This window comes from Synechococcus sp. WH 8101, assembly GCF_004209775.1.
Lineage (GTDB): Bacteria > Cyanobacteriota > Cyanobacteriia > PCC-6307 > Cyanobiaceae > Synechococcus_C.
Map to the genome: position 1 here is coordinate 2,033,276 of NZ_CP035914.1, position 17,062 is coordinate 2,050,337.

The 17,062-nt window shown below is 64.6% G+C and carries 19 protein-coding genes; 15 read left to right on the forward strand and 4 right to left on the reverse strand.

The genetic code is table 11. The features are described from left to right. Nucleotides 1-29 precede the first annotated feature (29 nt). The gene (locus tag SynWH8101_RS10900) at nt 30-809 is read right to left on the reverse strand and encodes a PspA/IM30 family protein (protein ID WP_130129787.1); all 780 of its coding nucleotides are present in this window, start codon (nt 807-809) and stop codon (nt 30-32) included. A 96-nt stretch (nt 810-905) separates the two neighbouring features. Between SynWH8101_RS10900 and SynWH8101_RS10905 the strand changes: the two genes are divergently transcribed. After that, on the forward strand, nt 906-1,478 hold the full coding sequence (locus tag SynWH8101_RS10905; protein WP_130129788.1) for a DUF721 domain-containing protein: 573 nt from the start codon (nt 906-908) through the stop codon (nt 1,476-1,478). On the opposite strand, the gene SynWH8101_RS10910 is transcribed toward SynWH8101_RS10905, so the two are convergent. Genes SynWH8101_RS10910 through SynWH8101_RS10920 form a run of 3 tightly spaced genes read right to left on the reverse strand, consistent with a single transcriptional unit; the run spans nt 1,438 to nt 5,365 of the window. Further along, entirely contained in the window at nt 1,438-3,306 is a 1,869-nt protein-coding gene (locus SynWH8101_RS10910) for a glycosyltransferase family 39 protein (RefSeq protein ID WP_130129789.1), read from the reverse strand. The two genes, SynWH8101_RS10905 and SynWH8101_RS10910, sit on opposite strands and share 41 nt — an antisense overlap. After that, nucleotides 3,297-4,409: a glycosyltransferase gene (locus SynWH8101_RS10915; RefSeq protein WP_130129790.1), complete on the reverse strand. Its 1,113-nt coding sequence runs from the start codon at nt 4,407-4,409 to the stop codon at nt 3,297-3,299. The genes SynWH8101_RS10910 and SynWH8101_RS10915 overlap by 10 nt, the downstream gene beginning before the upstream one ends. Continuing rightward, nucleotides 4,409-5,365, reverse strand: a complete 957-nt coding sequence (locus SynWH8101_RS10920; RefSeq protein ID WP_130129791.1) for a DMT family transporter — start codon at nt 5,363-5,365, stop codon at nt 4,409-4,411. Before SynWH8101_RS10920 ends, SynWH8101_RS10915 begins: the two co-directional genes overlap by 1 nt. A 53-nt stretch (nt 5,366-5,418) precedes the next feature. On the opposite strand from SynWH8101_RS10920, the gene sppA reads away from it, so the two are divergent. The 14 genes from sppA to SynWH8101_RS10985 all read left to right on the forward strand — a co-directional run bounded on the left by sppA (nt 5,419) and on the right by SynWH8101_RS10985 (nt 16,937). Continuing rightward, nucleotides 5,419-6,228, forward strand: a complete 810-nt coding sequence (sppA, locus tag SynWH8101_RS10925; RefSeq protein ID WP_130129792.1) for a signal peptide peptidase SppA — start codon at nt 5,419-5,421, stop codon at nt 6,226-6,228. After that, a complete protein-coding gene (gene aroH / locus SynWH8101_RS10930) occupies nt 6,225-6,605 on the forward strand; it encodes a chorismate mutase (protein ID WP_130129793.1) in 381 nt (126 codons plus the stop codon). Before sppA ends, aroH begins: the two co-directional genes overlap by 4 nt. A gap of 98 nt (nt 6,606-6,703) precedes the next feature. Further along, nucleotides 6,704-7,309, forward strand: coding sequence for a DUF2808 domain-containing protein (locus SynWH8101_RS10935; protein WP_130129794.1), 606 nt, complete (start codon nt 6,704-6,706; stop codon nt 7,307-7,309). A 60-nt stretch (nt 7,310-7,369) separates the two neighbouring features. Continuing rightward, nucleotides 7,370-7,507 carry a 50S ribosomal protein L34 gene (gene rpmH / locus SynWH8101_RS10940; RefSeq protein ID WP_071933957.1) on the forward strand — a complete coding sequence of 46 codons (138 nt, stop codon included), beginning with the start codon at nt 7,370-7,372 and terminating at the stop codon, nt 7,505-7,507. A gap of 16 nt (nt 7,508-7,523) precedes the next feature. Next, on the forward strand, nt 7,524-7,922 hold the full coding sequence (locus SynWH8101_RS10945; RefSeq protein ID WP_130129795.1) for a ribonuclease P protein component: 399 nt from the start codon (nt 7,524-7,526) through the stop codon (nt 7,920-7,922). Then, nucleotides 7,919-8,329, forward strand: a complete 411-nt coding sequence (locus tag SynWH8101_RS10950) for a PH domain-containing protein (RefSeq protein WP_130129796.1) — start codon at nt 7,919-7,921, stop codon at nt 8,327-8,329. The genes SynWH8101_RS10945 and SynWH8101_RS10950 overlap by 4 nt, the downstream gene beginning before the upstream one ends. Before the next feature lie 66 nt (nt 8,330-8,395). Continuing rightward, on the forward strand, nt 8,396-9,541 hold the full coding sequence (yidC, locus tag SynWH8101_RS10955) for a membrane protein insertase YidC (protein WP_130130497.1): 1,146 nt from the start codon (nt 8,396-8,398) through the stop codon (nt 9,539-9,541). Further along, nucleotides 9,538-10,083, forward strand: coding sequence for a DUF177 domain-containing protein (locus tag SynWH8101_RS10960; protein WP_130129797.1), 546 nt, complete (start codon nt 9,538-9,540; stop codon nt 10,081-10,083). Before yidC ends, SynWH8101_RS10960 begins: the two co-directional genes overlap by 4 nt. Beyond that, nucleotides 10,083-11,594: an AAA family ATPase gene (locus SynWH8101_RS10965; protein WP_130129798.1), complete on the forward strand. Its 1,512-nt coding sequence runs from the start codon at nt 10,083-10,085 to the stop codon at nt 11,592-11,594. Before SynWH8101_RS10960 ends, SynWH8101_RS10965 begins: the two co-directional genes overlap by 1 nt. An 81-nt stretch (nt 11,595-11,675) precedes the next feature. Then, nucleotides 11,676-11,837 carry a hypothetical protein gene (locus SynWH8101_RS14190; protein ID WP_165380985.1) on the forward strand — a complete coding sequence of 54 codons (162 nt, stop codon included), beginning with the start codon at nt 11,676-11,678 and terminating at the stop codon, nt 11,835-11,837. Nucleotides 11,838-11,878: 41 nt separating this feature from the next. Next, complete coding sequence (serS, locus tag SynWH8101_RS10970; protein WP_130129799.1) at nt 11,879-13,156, forward strand: serine--tRNA ligase; 1,278 nt, start codon at nt 11,879-11,881, stop codon at nt 13,154-13,156. A gap of 19 nt (nt 13,157-13,175) precedes the next feature. Next, nucleotides 13,176-14,276, forward strand: coding sequence for an RIP metalloprotease RseP (rseP, locus tag SynWH8101_RS10975; RefSeq protein WP_130129800.1), 1,101 nt, complete (start codon nt 13,176-13,178; stop codon nt 14,274-14,276). A gap of 61 nt (nt 14,277-14,337) precedes the next feature. After that, nucleotides 14,338-14,640: a 30S ribosomal protein S14 gene (rpsN, locus tag SynWH8101_RS10980; RefSeq protein WP_130129801.1), complete on the forward strand. Its 303-nt coding sequence runs from the start codon at nt 14,338-14,340 to the stop codon at nt 14,638-14,640. A gap of 131 nt (nt 14,641-14,771) precedes the next feature. Further along, nucleotides 14,772-16,937, forward strand: a complete 2,166-nt coding sequence (locus SynWH8101_RS10985; RefSeq protein ID WP_130129802.1) for a polyribonucleotide nucleotidyltransferase — start codon at nt 14,772-14,774, stop codon at nt 16,935-16,937. Nucleotides 16,938-17,062: the final 125 nt, after the last annotated feature.

Consider the following 17,062-nt stretch of genomic DNA (forward strand, 5'->3'; position numbering starts at 1 on the left):
GATCAAGCGTGGCCCGATCCTATGGGGGCTCAGAGCTTGTCGATCGACTTGCGCAGCTCCTCGAGATCGGCATCCACCTCCGCCACCTTCACGGGCTCGACCTTGGTTGAATCGGAGGGCTCGCCGGCTGGCAAGGCCACCGCTTCCGGTCCACCCTCCAGTCGCTGCCGTAAGGAAGCCAGTTCATCATCCACATCACTGCCACCCTCGAGGGAAGCGAACTGACTCTCCAGATCGGCGCCAGCCAGCTCGGCTGCAGCCTGGCTGCTGGCCTCCAAGGCCTGCACCTTGTCTTCCATGCGCTCAAACGCTGCCATGGCCGAGTTGGTGCCGAGATTGCCCACAGCACTCTGCAGCTGCTGCTGCGCCTGGGCCGCCTGGGCCCGGGCCTTGAGCATGTCCTTCTTGGTGCGCGCTTCGGCGATCTTGCCCTCGAGGGCCACCAGGCTCTTCTTGAGGGTCTCCACCTGAGCGTCCTGACCCTGCAGCTGGCCTGAGAGCGACGTTGCGGTCTCCTGGAAGGTCTTACGGCGGGCCAGGGCCTCACGGGCCAACCCCTCCTCCCCTTTCTTCAGGGCCAGTTCAGCCCGTTCATACCAGGTAGCCGCCTGGGCCTCGGCCTGATCGGCCTGATTGCGCAACCGCTTCTGACTGGCAATGGCCATCGCCACCGCCTGACGCAGCTTGACCAGGTCGGTCTGCATGTCGGCAACCGACTGATCGAGAATCTTGACCGGATCCTCCGCCTTGCTCACCAGATCGTTGAGGTTGGCCCGAAGCAGACGACTGAGCCGATCGAAGAAACCCATGGGGGAGGAGCTGGTGGGAGCGGCGGTTTGAGGCTAGCGAGAGACCCTCTCAGCGCCGCTTAACATCCACTGGAGCATCGGTACAGGTGGTTAGCCATGGCACGGGCGCCCCGGTCCCAGCGTCGTCGTTTCGGCCGAGGCGAGCTGATGCAGGCGGCGGAACCAGCCGCGGCCAAGCCACTGCTGGGCTGCCTGGAAAGCCTGCAACGCGACTGGCGTTCGCAAGGATCGATCGCCGCGATCTGGCAGGACTGGCCGGGCTTGGCCGGAGCCCAACTCGCTCCGCACTGCCGTCCTCTCAGTTTCCATGGAGGGCTGCTCACCGTGGGAGCCAGCCAACCCCAATGGCGGCAGGCACTCCAGTACAGCCGCCCCCAGCTGCTGGCCGCGCTGCGGAGCGCTGGGCACGCGATTCGCGACCTGCGCATCCAGCAACACCACGCACCGACGCTTCCCGAGCTGGACAGCGAAGAGTCCATCTGGGCGCGCCATCCCAGCCGCATCGATGTGCACGGACTCGCCACCTGTCCGCAATGCCAGAGCCCGGCCCCTGCTGGGGAGATGGCGCTCTGGGGCCATTGCGGCTTCTGCCGGCGCCAGCGGCTGGCCAGCAGCGACAGGGCCTCGCTCAGTAGCGCTCCGGACGAGGCGCGCGCCAATCAGACCTGACGCCATCGGCCTGGAGTTGTTGGGCACGGGCCTCGAGGCGACGGCGATCGAGGCGCCAAAGGCGATAGATGCCATAACGCCCGAGCAGCTGGGGCTCCAAGCCCTGCCAATGCTTCTGAGCCGCCGTGCCGGCATCGATCACAACCAAGGCGGTGGGCATCCGCTCGATCGGGACACCGCTCCACTGCCGCCGTTGCTCGGAGCGCAACCGCTCGGCGACATTCACCAGAGCACTTTTCGAGCGTCCCTCAAACACCACCACCCGATCGGTGTAGAAGTGCAGAGAAGGCTTCATCACCCCCACCATGGCCACCGGCTCCTGAGGAGATGGCGCTGGTGCTCGCTGGCCCTGACGAACGATCTCTGCAGCGGCCTGTCGCACGGGCTGCTGCCGCACCCGATCGCCAAGGTCAATCATCGGCACCAGGGCAACCAACTGAAACAGCAGCAGGGGCCCCTGCATACCGAGCATCGTGGCGGGCCCCTCGTCCGGCTGGCGGCGCCAGGCCAGCACCACGCCCAACACAGCCGCCACGCTGAAACACACCGCCGCTCGCAGCACCAGGCCGCTGGCGAGCAGCTCTGTGGGGAGCGTGGGCATCTCCGGATCACGAATCAGAGGGATCCAGAGGTGAGAAAGCCAGAGCCCCACGGCCAGAACGGCACTAAGACCAGCGCAAGCGAACCAGGCCCACCACTGGGTGTGCCGGGAGCGTAGAGGCGATGGCAGCAAGGACAGACTGATCAACAGTGCCGCCGCCGGCGTGGCCGGCAACCAATAACTGGGCAATTTGGTGGCCGCCGTGGTGAACAACAGCAGCACCGCCAGGAGCCAACAGGCGGCGAAAACCTGGAGCGACTCGTCTCGATCACCGGGCGCTGACCAACGGCCAGCGCCTCTTGCCACCTGAAGCAGACCCAGTGCCAGCAAAGGCGTGAACGGCAGCGCCGCCACCAGCATCACCGGGCCGAAAAACCACCAGGGCTGCAGATGGTTGTTCACCACGGAGGTGAACCGCTGCAGATTGTGATAGCCAAAAAAACTGTTCCAAAAAGGTTCTCCTTCCACCAGCAATTCAGCGGCATACCAGGGCAGGCTCACCAGAGCCGTGAGCGCCAGGCCGCGAAGCGGTCGCAGATGGCTCCAGAGCCCGACAACATCCCGGCGGATGAAGCCGAACAACACCAAGGTGAGGCCAGTGAGCACCACCGCCACCGGTCCCTTGGCGAGCACAGCACAACCGAGCAGCAACCAGGCGATCCACCACTGGCGGCCGCCGGCGCGATCACAACGCCACTGACAGAGCAGGCTCAGGGCCAGGGTGCCGCAGAGAAGGGCATCACTGACGGCGGTGCGACTCCAGATCAGTACCAGAGGCGAGAGGGCAAAGGCCAGGGCTGTGGCGAGCGCCGTCCGACGGGGTGTGCCATCACCGCAGTGGGGATGGCGCATCACCGTGTCGCCAAGCATGAGCATCGCCGCCACCGTCGACAACGCCGAGGGCAGGCGAGCCGCCCAGGTGCCTAGGGGATCCCACTGCCCATGGCCGCGAATGACATAGCCCAGGCCCATGAGCCAGTAAACGAGCGGCGGTTTGTCGTAGCGCGGTAAGCCATTGACGCGCGGCGTGAGCCAATCACCGGTGCGCGCCATGGCCCGACCGGCAGCAGCGAACAATGGCGGGGTCTCATCCACCAGACCGGTGGCACCGAGCTGCCAGCAGCACACCAGCACTCCGAGGGCCAGAATCAGCAGCAGGCCTCGGCGCCGCTGCCTCGGGCTGAGCTGCTGCGCATGGTTTCGGCGGTCCGAAAGGGTCAGGGGCATGTGGAAATGCTGCCATCTCCGGGCGCCAGGCCCCGGGAGATCCACCGCTCCACCCGTTCAGCAAAGATCGCCTGGCTGGCATGGCACTCAACCCAGTGGCGACAGGCGTTGCGGTCGATCGCATCGAGCTGCTGCACCGCCGCCAGCAAACCATCACAGTCATCCGGAGGCACCAACCAACCGGTGACTCCGTGCTGCACCAGCTCGCCGGGGCCGCCACGGTCGTAGGCGATCACAGGCACACCGCAGGCCAGGGCCTCCACCACCACGTTGCCGTAGGCCTCATTCCATTTCGGGGTGTTGATGAGGGCCCGACAGCCCCCCAACTCCTTCTGCAGAGCCGTGGTGGGCAGAAAGCCGCGCCATTGGATCGTGCCTGCTGGAGCGGCGGCTTCCACCCGGGCGGCGTAAGCGGGATCCTCGACCAGCCCCCACACCAGGAGCGGCTCCCCGAGGCGAGCCGCGACCGACACGGCATCCTCAAGCCCCTTCTCGGGGGCGACACGGCCCGCCCAACCCAGGGGTCCACCGGTCTGCACCTGAAGGGCGTAGCGGCTGAGATCAAACCCATTCCCCACCACCACCGGGGGGTTTGGCAGACCGAAATCATCCGCCTGCCTTCGGCTATGAAACGCAAGGCGCCGCTGGTCCCAGCGGGCCAGATCCAGCAGCAACGCATCGATCACCCGCGCCACCGAGCCCATACTCACCAAATGAAAGATCGGCTGGTGCTGGCGGGGCGTCAGCCAGAGGGGGAGCCAGTCGTAGCCGAAATTGAGAACGGCATCGGCTGTGGATGCAAGGTCTAAGGCCCGCTCCCACAACTTTGGCAGGACTCCCTGTGAGGGGATCAGCACCGGCCCATCGGGGTCGGCATGTTGCCAGCTGGGTTGATCCTCACCGGCCACAGGGTGCAAGTGCACCTGCTCACACCCCTCGGGCAGCCGGGAACCCTCCGGGGCCACCAAATGCATGTGGTGGCCGCGCTGGCCAAGTCCTCGCAACAGGGAGGTGATCGTGAGCTCCACCCCACCACCACGCCCGCTGCCTAAATAGCCGATCGGCGTGCTCACCAGCACGAGATCCAGAGGGGTCGATGCCATCAGCCCGATCCCCCTGTGGAGAGAAGCGTCTCGGGCACCGAAGGCTCCCAAAACCGACGCCGCTGACTGACCAGAACCACCGACAGCAGCACGAGGCAGACCCCGATCCACTGGAGGGTCGTCAACCGTTCCTGCAGCCAGATCCCACCCGACAGCAGAGCAAACACCGGCGTGAGAAAGCCCAGGGTGCTGAACCCGGTGAGATCGCGGCGGGTGGCGAACCAGAAGAACAATCCGTAAGCCAAGGCGCTGCCCAGCAGGCTGGCGTAGGCCATCAACCCCCACTCGGGCAAGGTCCAATCCGGCCAGAGCGGGCGGCCTGGCGCGATGGCTTGCAGAAGCAGGAGCGGAACCCCGCCGATCAGCATGTGCCACCCGGTGACAGCAATGGGATGACTGTGGCGGCAGGCATAGCGGCTCAGCACGGTGCCGAACGCCATGGCCACGGCCGCCGCCAGCATCCAGCCCGCCCCACCGCCGAGCAGGCCGGAGAGCGGCACCGGCGCTCCGAACAACCACCAGTGCTGCAAGAGATCGGCCGGAACCCCAAGACAGACGATGCCGGCCAATCCCAGCAACAAGCCAATCCAGCCCACCGGATTGATCGCTTCAGCAAAGAGGGCCCGGGCCAGAAGAGCCACCATCAGAGGCTGGGAGTCAATCAGCACCGAACCAAGACCGGCACCGGTGAACGCCAAACCGCGGGCCAGGCAGAACTGGAACACCGTGGCGTCCACCAGGGTGAAGAGCAGAAACCAAAACCAGTCGGCCGGATCCACCCGTGCGGAGGCACCGAACAGGGGCAGACTCAGTAGCACCGCTATCCCCGCCGGCAACAGTCGCAGCGCAGCCACCAGCAGGGGGCCGCCGGAAGCCACCAGGGGGGCCATCGCCGCCATTGCCGTGCCCCACAGGGCGAAGGGCAACAGCATCAACAGCCCGAGCCGCAGGGACATGGGGGCCTCCAACAGGCTCCTTTTTAAGATCCAGACCACTTTGGATGACGCAGATGGCCTGGCCCTGGCGGCGCAGATCCCGACGACGCATGGCACGCATCGCCATCGAGGGAGCGATCGGAGCCTCCACACGCCGGCGGGTGCTGAAAGCCTTGCGTGAGGTGGAGAAGCGGGAATTCCCGGCCCTGCTTCTGCGGATCGACAGCCCCGGCGGCACGGTGGGGGACAGCCAGGAGATTCATGCCGCCCTGCTCCGTCTGCGCGAGACGGGGTGTCGGGTTGTCGCCAGCTTCGGCAACATCTCAGCCTCCGGTGGGGTGTATGTCGGAGTGGCCGCCGAAACGATCGTGAGCAACCCGGGCACGATCACCGGATCGATCGGCGTGATCCTGCGCGGCAACAACCTCTCCAAATTGCTGGAACGGGTCGGCATCCGCTTCGAAACCGTGAAAAGCGGCGCCTACAAAGACATTCTTTCCCCCGACCGCGCCCTGAGTGCCGAAGAGCGAGACCTGTTGCAATCGCTGATTGACAGCAGTTATGAGCAATTCGTGCAGGCGGTGGCCGTAGGACGCCAGCTGGACGCTGACGTGGTGCGGCAATTCGCCGACGGCCGGGTCTTCAGCGGCGCCCAGGCCAAGGAGCTCGGCCTCGTGGACGCCCTTGGCGACGAAGAAACCGCCCGCCGCAAGGCGGCGGAACTGGCCGGACTCGAGGCCGACAGTCAACCGGTGACACTGGGCAAACCGCGCAAACAGCTGATGGGGCTTCTGCCCGGCTCGGGGCTGCTGCGGCAGTTGGGGCAACTGCTGGAAAGCGAAGTGCTGCTGGCCCACCAACCCCTCTGGCTGTTCCGGCCATGACCGCCTCGCCCAAGCTCTGCGGCCTCCGTGGAGCCACCACCTGCTCCGCCAACACCCGCGACGCGATTGCCGCAAGCGTCGGCGATCTTGTCGGCACCCTGGTGCAACGCAATGGGCTGAGCGCCGAACGCATCGTTTCGGTGACGTTTTCCGTGACCGCAGACCTGGATGCCTGTTTTCCCGCCGCAATCGCCCGGCGCCAGCCGGGCTGGGACAACGTGGCCCTGCTGGATTGCCAGCAGATGGCGGTGCAGGGCGATCTGCCGCGCTGCATCCGTCTGCTGGCCCACGTGTGGTTACCCGCCGATCAACCACCCCATCACGTCTACCTTGGCGAAGCGGCCCGCCTGCGTCCGGACAGATCCGGTCACAACTGACAGCTCCAGGGCCGGCCCAGGCCGCCTCGCTGGCAGAGGCTGGCTCAGGACAATCAACCACAGACTTCCGCCGATGGCCCACGCCATCCGCTTTGCCCATGCTGACTCCCACACTGTCCACACTGCGCCAAACCTGTCGTGGGGCCGGCCTGGCCGGAGCCCTCAGCCTGACGACGGGCCTGCTTGCTGCAACAACGCTGGTCGACGTCGCCGCGCCAGCAGCCACCCGAGCCCAGGGCACTCCCGCCCTGCTGGAATTCCGTTGGGAAAACAGCAAGGATTACCGGAAGCTTTATTACTACCAGAGTTCAACCGCCCAGTTGGAGCGGGCCCAGTACTTTTTCATTCTTCGCCCGAAGGATCGCAAAAGCGCCATCCTCAAACTGAGCATCACGGTGCCCGATTACTTCAACGCCAAGATCACCCCGGATGACTTAACGCTCTGCAGGATGGATCCCGGCGGCATGCTGGCGCGCACCCGGTGCAAGGAAAAACTGCCTGCTGTGTTTGAGGTGAACGAGAAGCAGACGGCGATTGAGGTCTTTCCGGACACCCCCATTCCCACCGGTGGCACCTACGGCGTGGTGATGAACATCTTCAACCCCAACCGCAGCGGCATGTTCCAGTTCAACGCCCTGGCCCAGGCCCCGGGCGATGTGCCCGTGGCCGGTTACCTAGGCAGCTGGCTCATCGACATCGAATGAGGGCGCAGACCGGCTGATACATTGGCGGATCGATGAGAGGCCGGTCGCCGGACGATTTCCATGACCAAACGAACACTCGGCGGTACTAGCCGCAAGCGCAAGCGCGTCTCCGGTTTCCGTGTTCGCATGCGGACCCACACGGGCCGTCGGGTGATCCGCAGCCGTCGTAAACGCGGTCGGGCGCGCCTGGCCGTCTGAGCTGAGCGGCTCGGCGATGGCCTTACCCCCACCGATGCGACTGAGGGGGCATCGGTGCTTTGATCTCCTACACCGGCGCGGCAAACGCCACGACAGCGACCATCTCGTGCTTCGGGTGGTTCAGGCTGACCCCAGGCGCCTGATTCCCTCCCTTCAACGCTGGGAAAGCCTGGATCCGGCGGCACGCCGTTGTCGGTGCGGCGTTGTAATCAGCAGCAAAGTGAGCAAACGATCGGTGAAGCGCAATAGGCTCCGCCGATTTCTCCATCAGTATTTGCGCTCCCGCCTGGAACACGATCCAGGACTGGCCGACCGCTGGTTATTGCTCAGCCTGCGACCCAGTGCCGTCAACGCCGGCCCCGGATTGCTGGAAGAATGCGACAGATTGCTGAAGAAGGCCGGCCTGCTGCCATGACCACCACACCCGTTGAAGAGACCTTTTACGAGGGCGGCCCAGCCCGAGGTGACCTGATTCTCAATCTGCTCTTCGGTCTCACCCTCATCGGCTTGCCCTTCGCCGTCGGCGCCGTGGTCCGGGCGCTCTGGCTGCAGTTCCGCATCACCAGCCGCCGAATTTCCGTGAGTGGTGGCTGGATGGGACGGGATCGCAGCCAGGTGGCCTACAACCAGATTCGGGAAGTCCGCTGTGTGCCCCGCGGCTTTGGCGCCTGGGGCGACATGGTTCTGGTGCTCACCGACGGATCCCGCCTCGAGATGCGGTCCGTGCCTCGCTTCCGAGACACGGAGGCTTACATCCTCGCCAGGATCGAAGCCCGTGGAGACGGTGAGACAACACCCGAAGCCAAGGGCTTCGCAGCCTGAACGCCACGACCGCTGCCGCTGTTGCACACTGGCAGCATTCTTCCCACCACCATCAGGACTTCTGCCGTGATCGGGTACATCTCCGACAACCTGCTGATCCCGATCCTGGATTTCTTCTATGGATTGGTTCCCAGCTACGGCCTGGCGATCGTGGCCCTCACGGTGGTGATCCGCCTCGCCCTCTTCCCGCTCAGCGCCGGCTCGATCCGCAGTGCCCGCCGGATGCGCATTGCCCAACCGGTGATGCAGAAGCGGCAGGCGGAGATCAAGTCACGTTTCGCCAACAACCCTCAGAAGCAGCAGGAGGAACTCGGGAAGCTGATGAAGGAGTTCGGCAGCCCCCTGGCGGGGTGTTTGCCCCTGCTGGTGCAGATGCCAATCCTCTTCGCCCTCTTCGCCACGCTGCGGGGGTCACCTTTCGCCGACGTTCCTTACACCCTGAATCTGAAAGTGCTGCCGGCTGAGCAGATTGCCGCCGTCGACCCGAAACCTTTCAACAGCGCCAGCCATTCGATCTTCATCACCGAAACCAACCATGTGCCGGTGATTGCCAGCCTCCCCGGCGGCACCAAACTCGGCCAGGGCGACAACGCCAAAATCCAGCTCAAAACCAAAGACGGTGAGAGCTTCGCCACCGTTCTCGAAGGCGTGGAGGATGGCCAATCCTTCCTCCCCGACTGGACGGTGACCAAAGGCGAGGGTGTGGTTTCCGTGGCTGCCGACGGCACCATTCAGGCCCTGTCTCCCGGCGATGCGACCGTGGAAGGCAAGATTCCAGGCCTCGCCGCCCGCAGCGGCTTCCTGTTCATCAAAGCCCTTGGCCAGGTTGGCTTTTACACCGATGGAGCGATCAACTGGGACATTGCCATCCTCGTGGGGGCGTTTGGCCTGAGCCTGTTCGTATCTCAGCTGCTCTCAGGCATGGGCATGCCCGCCAATCCCCAGCAGGCGACCGCCAACAAGATCACTCCCGTGATGATCACCGGCATGTTCCTGTTCTTCCCCCTGCCGGCCGGCGTTCTCCTCTACATGGTGATCGCCAACATCTTCCAGGCGCTTCAAACCTTCCTCCTGACCAGAGAAGCCCTGCCTGAGAACCTCCAATCGATTCTCGATGATCAATTGCGTCAACAGGCCGTGACAGCCACGGCCAGTTCCGGCGGTGGCGGCAGTCCGGCCGGGCGCTTGCCCTTCGAACCGCGAAGCAAATGATTCCGGGGCTCGAGCCCGTTCCCCTGCGTGATCTCCAGGCCCTTGGGGCCAACAAACGTTGGCCGATCGAGGGGAGTCTCGAGGATCTGCCAAGCCTGACGCCAGTGCGGGGTGAACTGCAGGCGGAACATCTCGGCAATCTGCTCGCACTGCAGGGTCGGTTCGAAACGATCGTCACTCTCTGCTGTGATCGCTGCCTCGGTCAGTACAACCATCGCCTCCAGGCGGATGTGGAAGAGATCATCTGGCTCGGCGATGCGGAGAACGAAGCGGCCATGGCCGAAGCTGGCCTGGGAGTCGACGGAGCCCAGGGCCTGGTCGAGTGCCTCGACCCCCGCGGCAGTTTCGACCCCGAACGCTGGGTGTTCGAACAGCTGAATCTGCAACTGCCGGTGGTCAACCGTTGCGGTCTGGATTGCCCCGGCATGCCGCCCGAGCAATCCCGGCCCCCTGGGGCTAAAGACCGGAACGACCGCCTCAACGCTGAATCAGGCGATCCCCGTTGGGCCGCCCTGCGCAAGCTCAGAGGGGAAGATCGCTGATGCAGGCGGAGTGGAGCGACCAGCTCGAGCTGTTGATCCGGGCCGCAACCCCCCTGATCTGGATCCGCAGCCAGGAGGAGGAACGGGTGGAAGCGCTGCTCGCTGAGGTCAGTCAGCGGTTTTCCGGACGCCAACTCGCCCGCTGGGACTTCATCACTGGCCTGCAGGGGCCGCTCAATGGTGCGGGAACAGGCGCTCGCCAGCCGATGGCGGTGCTCCAGTGGCTGCAGGAACTGGACGACAGTCGCCCCACCCTGCTGCTGCTCAAGGATTTTCACCGCTTCTGCGACGATCCGGGCGTCGCCCGCATGGTGCGCAACCTCACGGCACGCCTGCGCGAAACACCCCACACCCTGGTGTTGTGTCATGGCGCCTGGACACCGCCGCCGGAACTGGACGAGTGCCTCACCCTTCTGGACCTGCCCCTGCCTCGTGAGCAGGAACTGAAGGCTCTGCTCACGTCGATCGCCCGCGCCTGTGACCAGGAGCTGGACGAAGAGGTGCTCGAAGAACTCACCCATGCCTGCAGCGGTCTGACCGAGGCACGCGTGCGTCATGTCGCGGCGCGAGCCCTGGCACAGCGCGGCCAGCTCAGCCGCCTTGATCTGGAGGATGTGCTCGAGGAGAAACGGCGTTGTCTCGCTCGCAGTGAAGTGCTCGAGTTCTGCCAGACCGATGCCGATCCAGGCGACATCGGTGGCCTGGATGCGCTCAAACACTGGCTCGACCAACGCCATCAGGCCTTCAGTGACGAAGCCCGCCGTTTCGGTCTGCCGATGCCCCGTGGCGTGCTCCTGGTGGGACCGCAGGGCACGGGCAAGTCCCTCACAGCCCGAGCCATTGCCCACAGCTGGTCGATGCCCTTGCTGCGCCTCGATGTGGGGCGATTGTTTGCAGGTCTGGTGGGTGCCAGTGAAGCGCGCACCCGCGACACGATTGAGCGGGCCGAGGCCATGGCGCCCTGCGTGCTCTGGATCGATGAGGTCGACAAGGGCTTTGGGGGAGATGGCCGCAGCGATGGGGGCACCAGCCAACGGGTTTTGGCCACCGTTCTCACCTGGATGGCAGAGAAACGGTCCGCCGTGTTCGTGGTCGCCACGGCCAATGCGGTGGACCGGCTGCCGCCCGAGCTGCTGCGCAAAGGCCGATTTGATGAGATTTTCCTGCTCGATCTCCCCTCAGCCCAGGAGCGGCAAAGCATCCTTGCCCTGCATGTGGCCCGGCGGCGCCCCAATCTGACGCTGCCGCTGGAGACCGTGGTGGATCGCACCGAGGGCTATTCCGGCGCAGAACTCGAACAAGTGGTGATCGAAGCGATGCATCTGGCCTTCGCTGAGCGACGCGAACTGGAGGAAAGCGATCTGATCGTGGCCGCCAACCAGCTGGTGCCGCTCTCACGCACGGCCCGGGAGCAACTAGAGGCCCTGCAGCGCTGGGCGAGCAGCGGCCGAGCCCGACCGGCATCCACCCTCGCGCCAGCCCGTGATGTTGCGGGCAATGAAGAAGCCTGACGCGCCGTAACGAAGGTCAGGGCGTGGGCAGACAGCCCTTCCCACCCTCCGTAGGTTCGCTGCAATACCGACAGAGCCGGCGTGAACCGATCCAGTGAACTCACCAGCCAACTCGCCGTGGCGTGCCTCGGTGCCGGCGTGATCACCACCGTGGCCGTGGCCCAGGGCCAAAACCCACTCACCGCCCTCGGCATCACCATCTTCTCTGCCGTGGCCGCCGTCATGGTCGGTCAGGTGCTCTGAGGGCCTGCACCTAGGCTGCCGGCGCTGCCGTTCCTTTCATCGTGCTTGATCAGCGCCTCGTGCGTGAAAATCCCGACCTGATCGCCCGGGAACTGGGGCGTCGGGGCCTGGAGGTGGACCTCACCGGTCTGCAGCTGATGGCCCAGCAGCAGAGAAACCTCGAGGAACAGCGCAGCAGCCTGCAGGCCGAAGGCAATCGCATCGGCAAGGAGGTTGGCGTTCAGATCAAGGCCGGGGCCGACCCCAAAGGTGAGGAGGTGGCAGCCCTTCGCCAGCAAGGCAATGCGATCAAGCACAAGGTCGCCGTCCTGGAAGACGAAGAGAAACAGCTCCAAGGGCGCCTGCGAGAGCAACTGCTGACCCTGCCGAACCTGCCGTCACCCGACTGTCCCGACGGCAGCGATGAAACCGAGAACCAGGAGGTGCGCCGTTGGGGCACGCCGCGCCTTGGCGACGGACTGCAGGAGCACTGGGCGATCGCCGATCGACTCGGCCTGCTCGACACGGAGCGGTCGGTTCGGATCGCTCAGAGCCGTTTCGTGACCCTGTTCGGCCAGGGGGCGCGACTGGAGCGGGCCCTGATCAATTTCATGCTCGACCTGCACACGAGCAAGGGGTACCGCGAAGTGCTGCCGCCGGTCCTCGTCAACAGTGCCAGCCTCACCGGATCGGGGCAACTGCCCAAATTCGCGGAAGAAAGCTTTCGGTGCGCCGATGATGACCTCTGGCTCACACCCACAGCGGAGGTGCCCGTCACCTCGCTGCACCGCGACGAAATCATTCCCGCTGACCAGCTGCCGCTGCGCTACGTGGCCTACAGCCCTTGTTTTCGACGGGAAGCGGGGAGCTATGGCCGAGACACCCGCGGCCTGATCCGTCTGCATCAGTTCAACAAGGTGGAGCTCTATTGGTTTGCCCATCCCGACCACTCGGATGAGGCCCACGCCCAGATCACGGCCGACGCTGAAGCTGTGCTGCAGGCCCTGGAGCTGCCCTATCGGGTGCTGGACCTCTGCACAGGAGACCTGGGTTTCTCCGCCCGACGCACCTATGACCTCGAGGTGTGGCTGGCCGGAGCGGGCGCCTACCGCGAGATTTCCAGTTGCAGCGTCTGTGGCGATTTTCAGGCGCGGCGCTCCTCCATCCGCACCAAGGAGGGTAAAACCACCCGGCTGCTGCACACCCTCAATGGCAGCGGTCTGGCGATCGGACGCACCATGGCGGCCTTGCTCGAAAACGGCCAGCAGGACGATGGCAGCGTGGTGCTGCCCGAGGCGCTGAGGCCTTACTTCGGCAGCGACTGTCTGCGGCCAGAATGAGTCGATTGACCAAGGCGGTGTGAACGTTCTCTCAGCCCTGATCGCCCTGGGGCTTCTGGTGGTGATTCATGAAGCGGGCCACTTCCTCGCAGCGGTGGGGCAGGGCATCCGCGTGAATGGCTTCTCCGTTGGCTTTGGGCCGGCCCTGATCAAGACGGAGTGGCGGGGTGTCACCTATGCCCTGCGCCTGTTGCCGCTCGGTGGCTTCGTGTCATTTCCCGATGACGACGACGACAGCCCCATCCCAGCCGACGATCCCGATCTGCTGCGCAATCGGCCGATCCCGCAGCGCATCCTGGTGATCAGTGCCGGGGTTCTGGCCAATCTGATTCTGGCCTGGGTTCTGCTGGTCGGTCAGTCAGCCCTGATGGGTCTGCCCGCCGAAGCTGAACCGGGCGTGCTGGTGGTGGCCGTGCAACCCGGGGAAGCGGCAGCCCGTGCCGGTCTCCAGGCCGGTGATCGGATTCTGCGGCTCGACGGTGAGCTGCTGGGCACAGGTCAGGACGCGGTGCGATCGCTGGTGGATCAGGTGCAGAGCGAACCGGGGCAGTCGCTGGCGTTGCTGACCCAGCGCCCAACGGGCAAGGAGCAACCGAGCACGGAGCAGGTCCTGACCCTCACACCTGAGGATCGGGATGGACTCGGACGCATCGGCGCCCAGCTCCAGATCAATCGGGGCAGCGCCCTGCGTCCCGCCCGGGACCCGCTGGAGGCGATCGGTTTCGGCACTGCGGAATTCGGCGGGCTGCTGCGCAACACGGTGGAGGGCTATGGCGGGCTGATCACCCATTTCGGAGAAACCGCCCAGCAAGTGAGCGGACCGGTGAAAATCGTGGAGATGGGGGCCCAGCTCAGCAGCCAGGGCCAAGGTGGACTGGTGCTCTTCACCGCGTTGATTTCGGTGAACCTGGCCGTGCTCAACGCCCTGCCCTTACCTCTGCTCGACGGCGGCCAACTGGTTCTCATCCTGCTGGAAGCGGTGCGGGGCCGCCCCCTGCCGGAGCGTCTTCAGCTGGCGGTGATGCAGTCCGGTCTGCTGCTTCTGCTCGGCCTGAGCGTGGTGTTGATCGTGCGCGACACCAGCCAATTGCCGTTGGTGCAGCAGCTCACCGGCCACTGAGACCTCACAGCCCAGCCAACAGGTATGGTTATGGATTATTCGCAACGCTCTCCCCGCCCGCATGGCCAAGAAGTCGATGATCGCCCGCGACGTGAAGCGGAAGAAAATGGTCGAGCGGTATGCGGCGAAGCGCACGGCGCTGATGGCCGCCTTCAATGCGGCGAACGATCCAATGGAGCGGTTGGAGATCCACCGGAAGATCCAATCCCTCCCTCGCAACAGTGCTCCCACCCGCATCCGCAATCGCTGCTGGGCCACGGGCAAACCCCGCGGTGTGTATCGCGACTTCGGCCTTTGCCGTAATCAGCTGCGCGAACGCGCCCACAAAGGCGAACTCCCTGGAGTGGTGAAGTCGAGCTGGTGATTGTCCGATCGGCCCAGCTTTCGCACGGAAGAGGCAACCCTGTTGCCTCTTTTTTTATGGACGGATGCAGGTGTGGCCAGTTCTTCCTTTCAAATGCGAGACTGGTGAATGACAGAAAGACATAAACGCAAGTGCAAGGACAAACCCAGTCGATCTCCTTTGATGGACGGGAGATTCGACTGACCACAGGGCGGTATGCCCCCCAGGCCGGCGGCTCAGTGATGATCGAGTGCGGCGACACTTCGGTGCTGGTCACCGCCACCCGATCGAGCGGACGCGATGGTATCGATTTCCTCCCCCTCATCTGCGACTACGAAGAGCGGTTGTATGCCGCCGGTCGCATCCCTGGAAGCTTCATGCGCCGGGAGGGCCGTCCTCCAGAACGAGCCACCCTCATCTCCCGACTGATCGATCGGCCCATGCGGCCCCTGTTCCCGAACTGGCTCCGGGACGACCTGCAGATCGTGGCCACCTGCATGTCATTGGATGAGCGGGTTCCCGCTGATGTGCTGGCGGTGACAGGCGCCTCCATGGCCACCCTGCTGGCAGGCATTCCCTTCCACGGGCCGATGGCTGCCGTGCGTGTGGGGTTGCTCGGCGATGACTTCGTGCTCAACCCCAGCTACAGGGAGATCGAACGGGGTGACCTGGATCTTGTGGTGGCTGGCACCCCTGAGGGTGTGGTGATGGTGGAAGCCGGCGCGAACCAGCTCCCCGAACAAGATGTGATCGAAGCGATCGATTTCGGCTACGAGGCGGTCTGCGAACTGATCAAGGCGCAACAGGAGATTTTGAAACAGGCCGGCATTGAGCAGGTCATCCCCCCAGCCCCCGAACAGGACGCCACGCTTCCCACCTACCTGGAGAAGCAATGCAGCAAGCCGATCGGCGAGGTGCTCAAGCAGTTCGAGCAGAGCAAGGCCGACCGGGACGCCAAGCTCGATGCGATCAGGGCTTCCACGGCCGAAACGATCCAGGGCCTCAAGGAGGATGACCCGGTCCGGCAGGCCGTGAGCGCCAACAGCAAGGCCCTGCCGGCGTCGTTCAAAGCGCTCACGAAAAAGCTGATGCGCCAGCAGATCCTCAAGGATGGCAAGCGCGTCGACGGCCGCGGTCTTGATGAGGTGCGGCCAATCAGCGCCGCCGCCGGCGTGCTGCCCAAGCGCGTTCACGGCTCCGGCCTGTTCCAACGGGGTCTCACCCAGGTGCTCTCCACCGCCACTTTGGGCACCCCGAGTGACGCTCAGGAGATGGACGATCTCAATCCGAGCACGGAAAAAACCTATCTCCACCACTACAACTTCCCTCCTTACTCGGTCGGTGAGACCAAGCCGATGCGGTCCCCCGGCAGGCGGGAAATCGGCCACGGCGCCCTGGCTGAGCGGGCGATCCTGCCGGTGCTGCCCGCGAAGGACACCTTCCCCTACGTGGTGCGTGTGGTGAGTGAAGTGCTCAGCTCCAACGGCTCCACCTCCATGGGCTCCGTCTGCGGTAGCACTCTCGCCCTGATGGATGCTGGCGTTCCCCTCAAATCACCCGTGAGCGGCGCCGCCATGGGATTGATCAAAGAAGGCGATGAGGTGCGCATCCTCACCGATATCCAGGGAATTGAGGATTTCCTTGGCGACATGGATTTCAAGGTGGCGGGCACCGACAAGGGCATTACCGCGCTTCAGATGGACATGAAGATCACCGGACTGGCGGTGAGCACGGTCGCCGAGGCCGTGAACCAGGCCAGGCCGGCACGGCTGCACATCCTCGAGAAGATGATGCAGGCGATCGATACCCCCCGGGAGGGCCTCTCCCCCCATGCTCCGCGACTGCTCAGTTTCCGCATTGACCCTGAGCTGATCGGCACGGTGATTGGCCCTGGCGGCCGCACGATCAAGGGAATCACCGAACGCACCAACACCAAGATTGACATCGAAGACAGCGGCATCGTCACCATCGCCTCCCATGACGGGGCGGCGGCAGACGAGGCACAGAAAATCATCGAAGGACTGACCCGCAAGGTGAACGAAGGCGAGGTGTTCAGTGGCGCGATCACCCGGATCATTCCCATTGGTGCCTTTGTGGAAATCCTGCCCGGCAAGGAAGGGATGATCCACATCTCCCAGCTCTCGGAAGCACGGGTCGAGAAGGTGGAAGACGTGGTGAAGGTGGGCGATGAGGTGACGGTGCGTGTCCGTGAAATCGACAATCGCGGCCGCATCAACCTCACCCTGCGGGGCGTCCCTCAGAACGGCGAAGACGCTGAACCCGAACCGGCCCCCACCCCCGTTGCGCCCCTGACCTGAGGGGCGCACACCTCAGCCTTCCCTCAGACCTGAAAGCCAGGATCAATCGAGGCCATCGCCCATGTCGCCTGCTCACAAAGCGCGGCATGGGCTTTTCCATGGCTGGCGATCAGGCTCCGCCTCAA

Bases quoted from the DNA above. Each gene is read 5' to 3' on its own strand.
- SynWH8101_RS10900 (WP_130129787.1), bottom strand. From the start codon at position 809: ATGGGTTTCTTCGATCGGCTCAGTCGTCTGCTTCGGGCCAACCTCAAC.
- SynWH8101_RS10910 (WP_130129789.1), bottom strand. From the start codon at position 3,306: ATGCCCCTGACCCTTTCGGACCGCCGAAACCATGCGCAGCAGCTCAGC.
- aroH (WP_130129793.1), top strand. From the start codon at position 6,225: ATGACCGCCTCGCCCAAGCTCTGCGGCCTCCGTGGAGCCACCACCTGC.
- SynWH8101_RS10960 (WP_130129797.1), top strand. From the start codon at position 9,538: ATGATTCCGGGGCTCGAGCCCGTTCCCCTGCGTGATCTCCAGGCCCTT.
- SynWH8101_RS10905 (WP_130129788.1), top strand. From the start codon at position 906: ATGGCACGGGCGCCCCGGTCCCAGCGTCGTCGTTTCGGCCGAGGCGAG.
- SynWH8101_RS10935 (WP_130129794.1), top strand. From the start codon at position 6,704: ATGCTGACTCCCACACTGTCCACACTGCGCCAAACCTGTCGTGGGGCC.
- rpsN (WP_130129801.1), top strand. From the start codon at position 14,338: ATGGCCAAGAAGTCGATGATCGCCCGCGACGTGAAGCGGAAGAAAATG.
- SynWH8101_RS10915 (WP_130129790.1), bottom strand. From the start codon at position 4,409: ATGGCATCGACCCCTCTGGATCTCGTGCTGGTGAGCACGCCGATCGGC.
- SynWH8101_RS10920 (WP_130129791.1), bottom strand. From the start codon at position 5,365: ATGTCCCTGCGGCTCGGGCTGTTGATGCTGTTGCCCTTCGCCCTGTGG.
- sppA (WP_130129792.1), top strand. From the start codon at position 5,419: ATGGCCTGGCCCTGGCGGCGCAGATCCCGACGACGCATGGCACGCATC.
- SynWH8101_RS10950 (WP_130129796.1), top strand. From the start codon at position 7,919: ATGACCACCACACCCGTTGAAGAGACCTTTTACGAGGGCGGCCCAGCC.
- SynWH8101_RS10945 (WP_130129795.1), top strand. From the start codon at position 7,524: ATGGCCTTACCCCCACCGATGCGACTGAGGGGGCATCGGTGCTTTGAT.
- rpmH (WP_071933957.1), top strand. From the start codon at position 7,370: ATGACCAAACGAACACTCGGCGGTACTAGCCGCAAGCGCAAGCGCGTC.
- SynWH8101_RS10965 (WP_130129798.1), top strand. From the start codon at position 10,083: ATGCAGGCGGAGTGGAGCGACCAGCTCGAGCTGTTGATCCGGGCCGCA.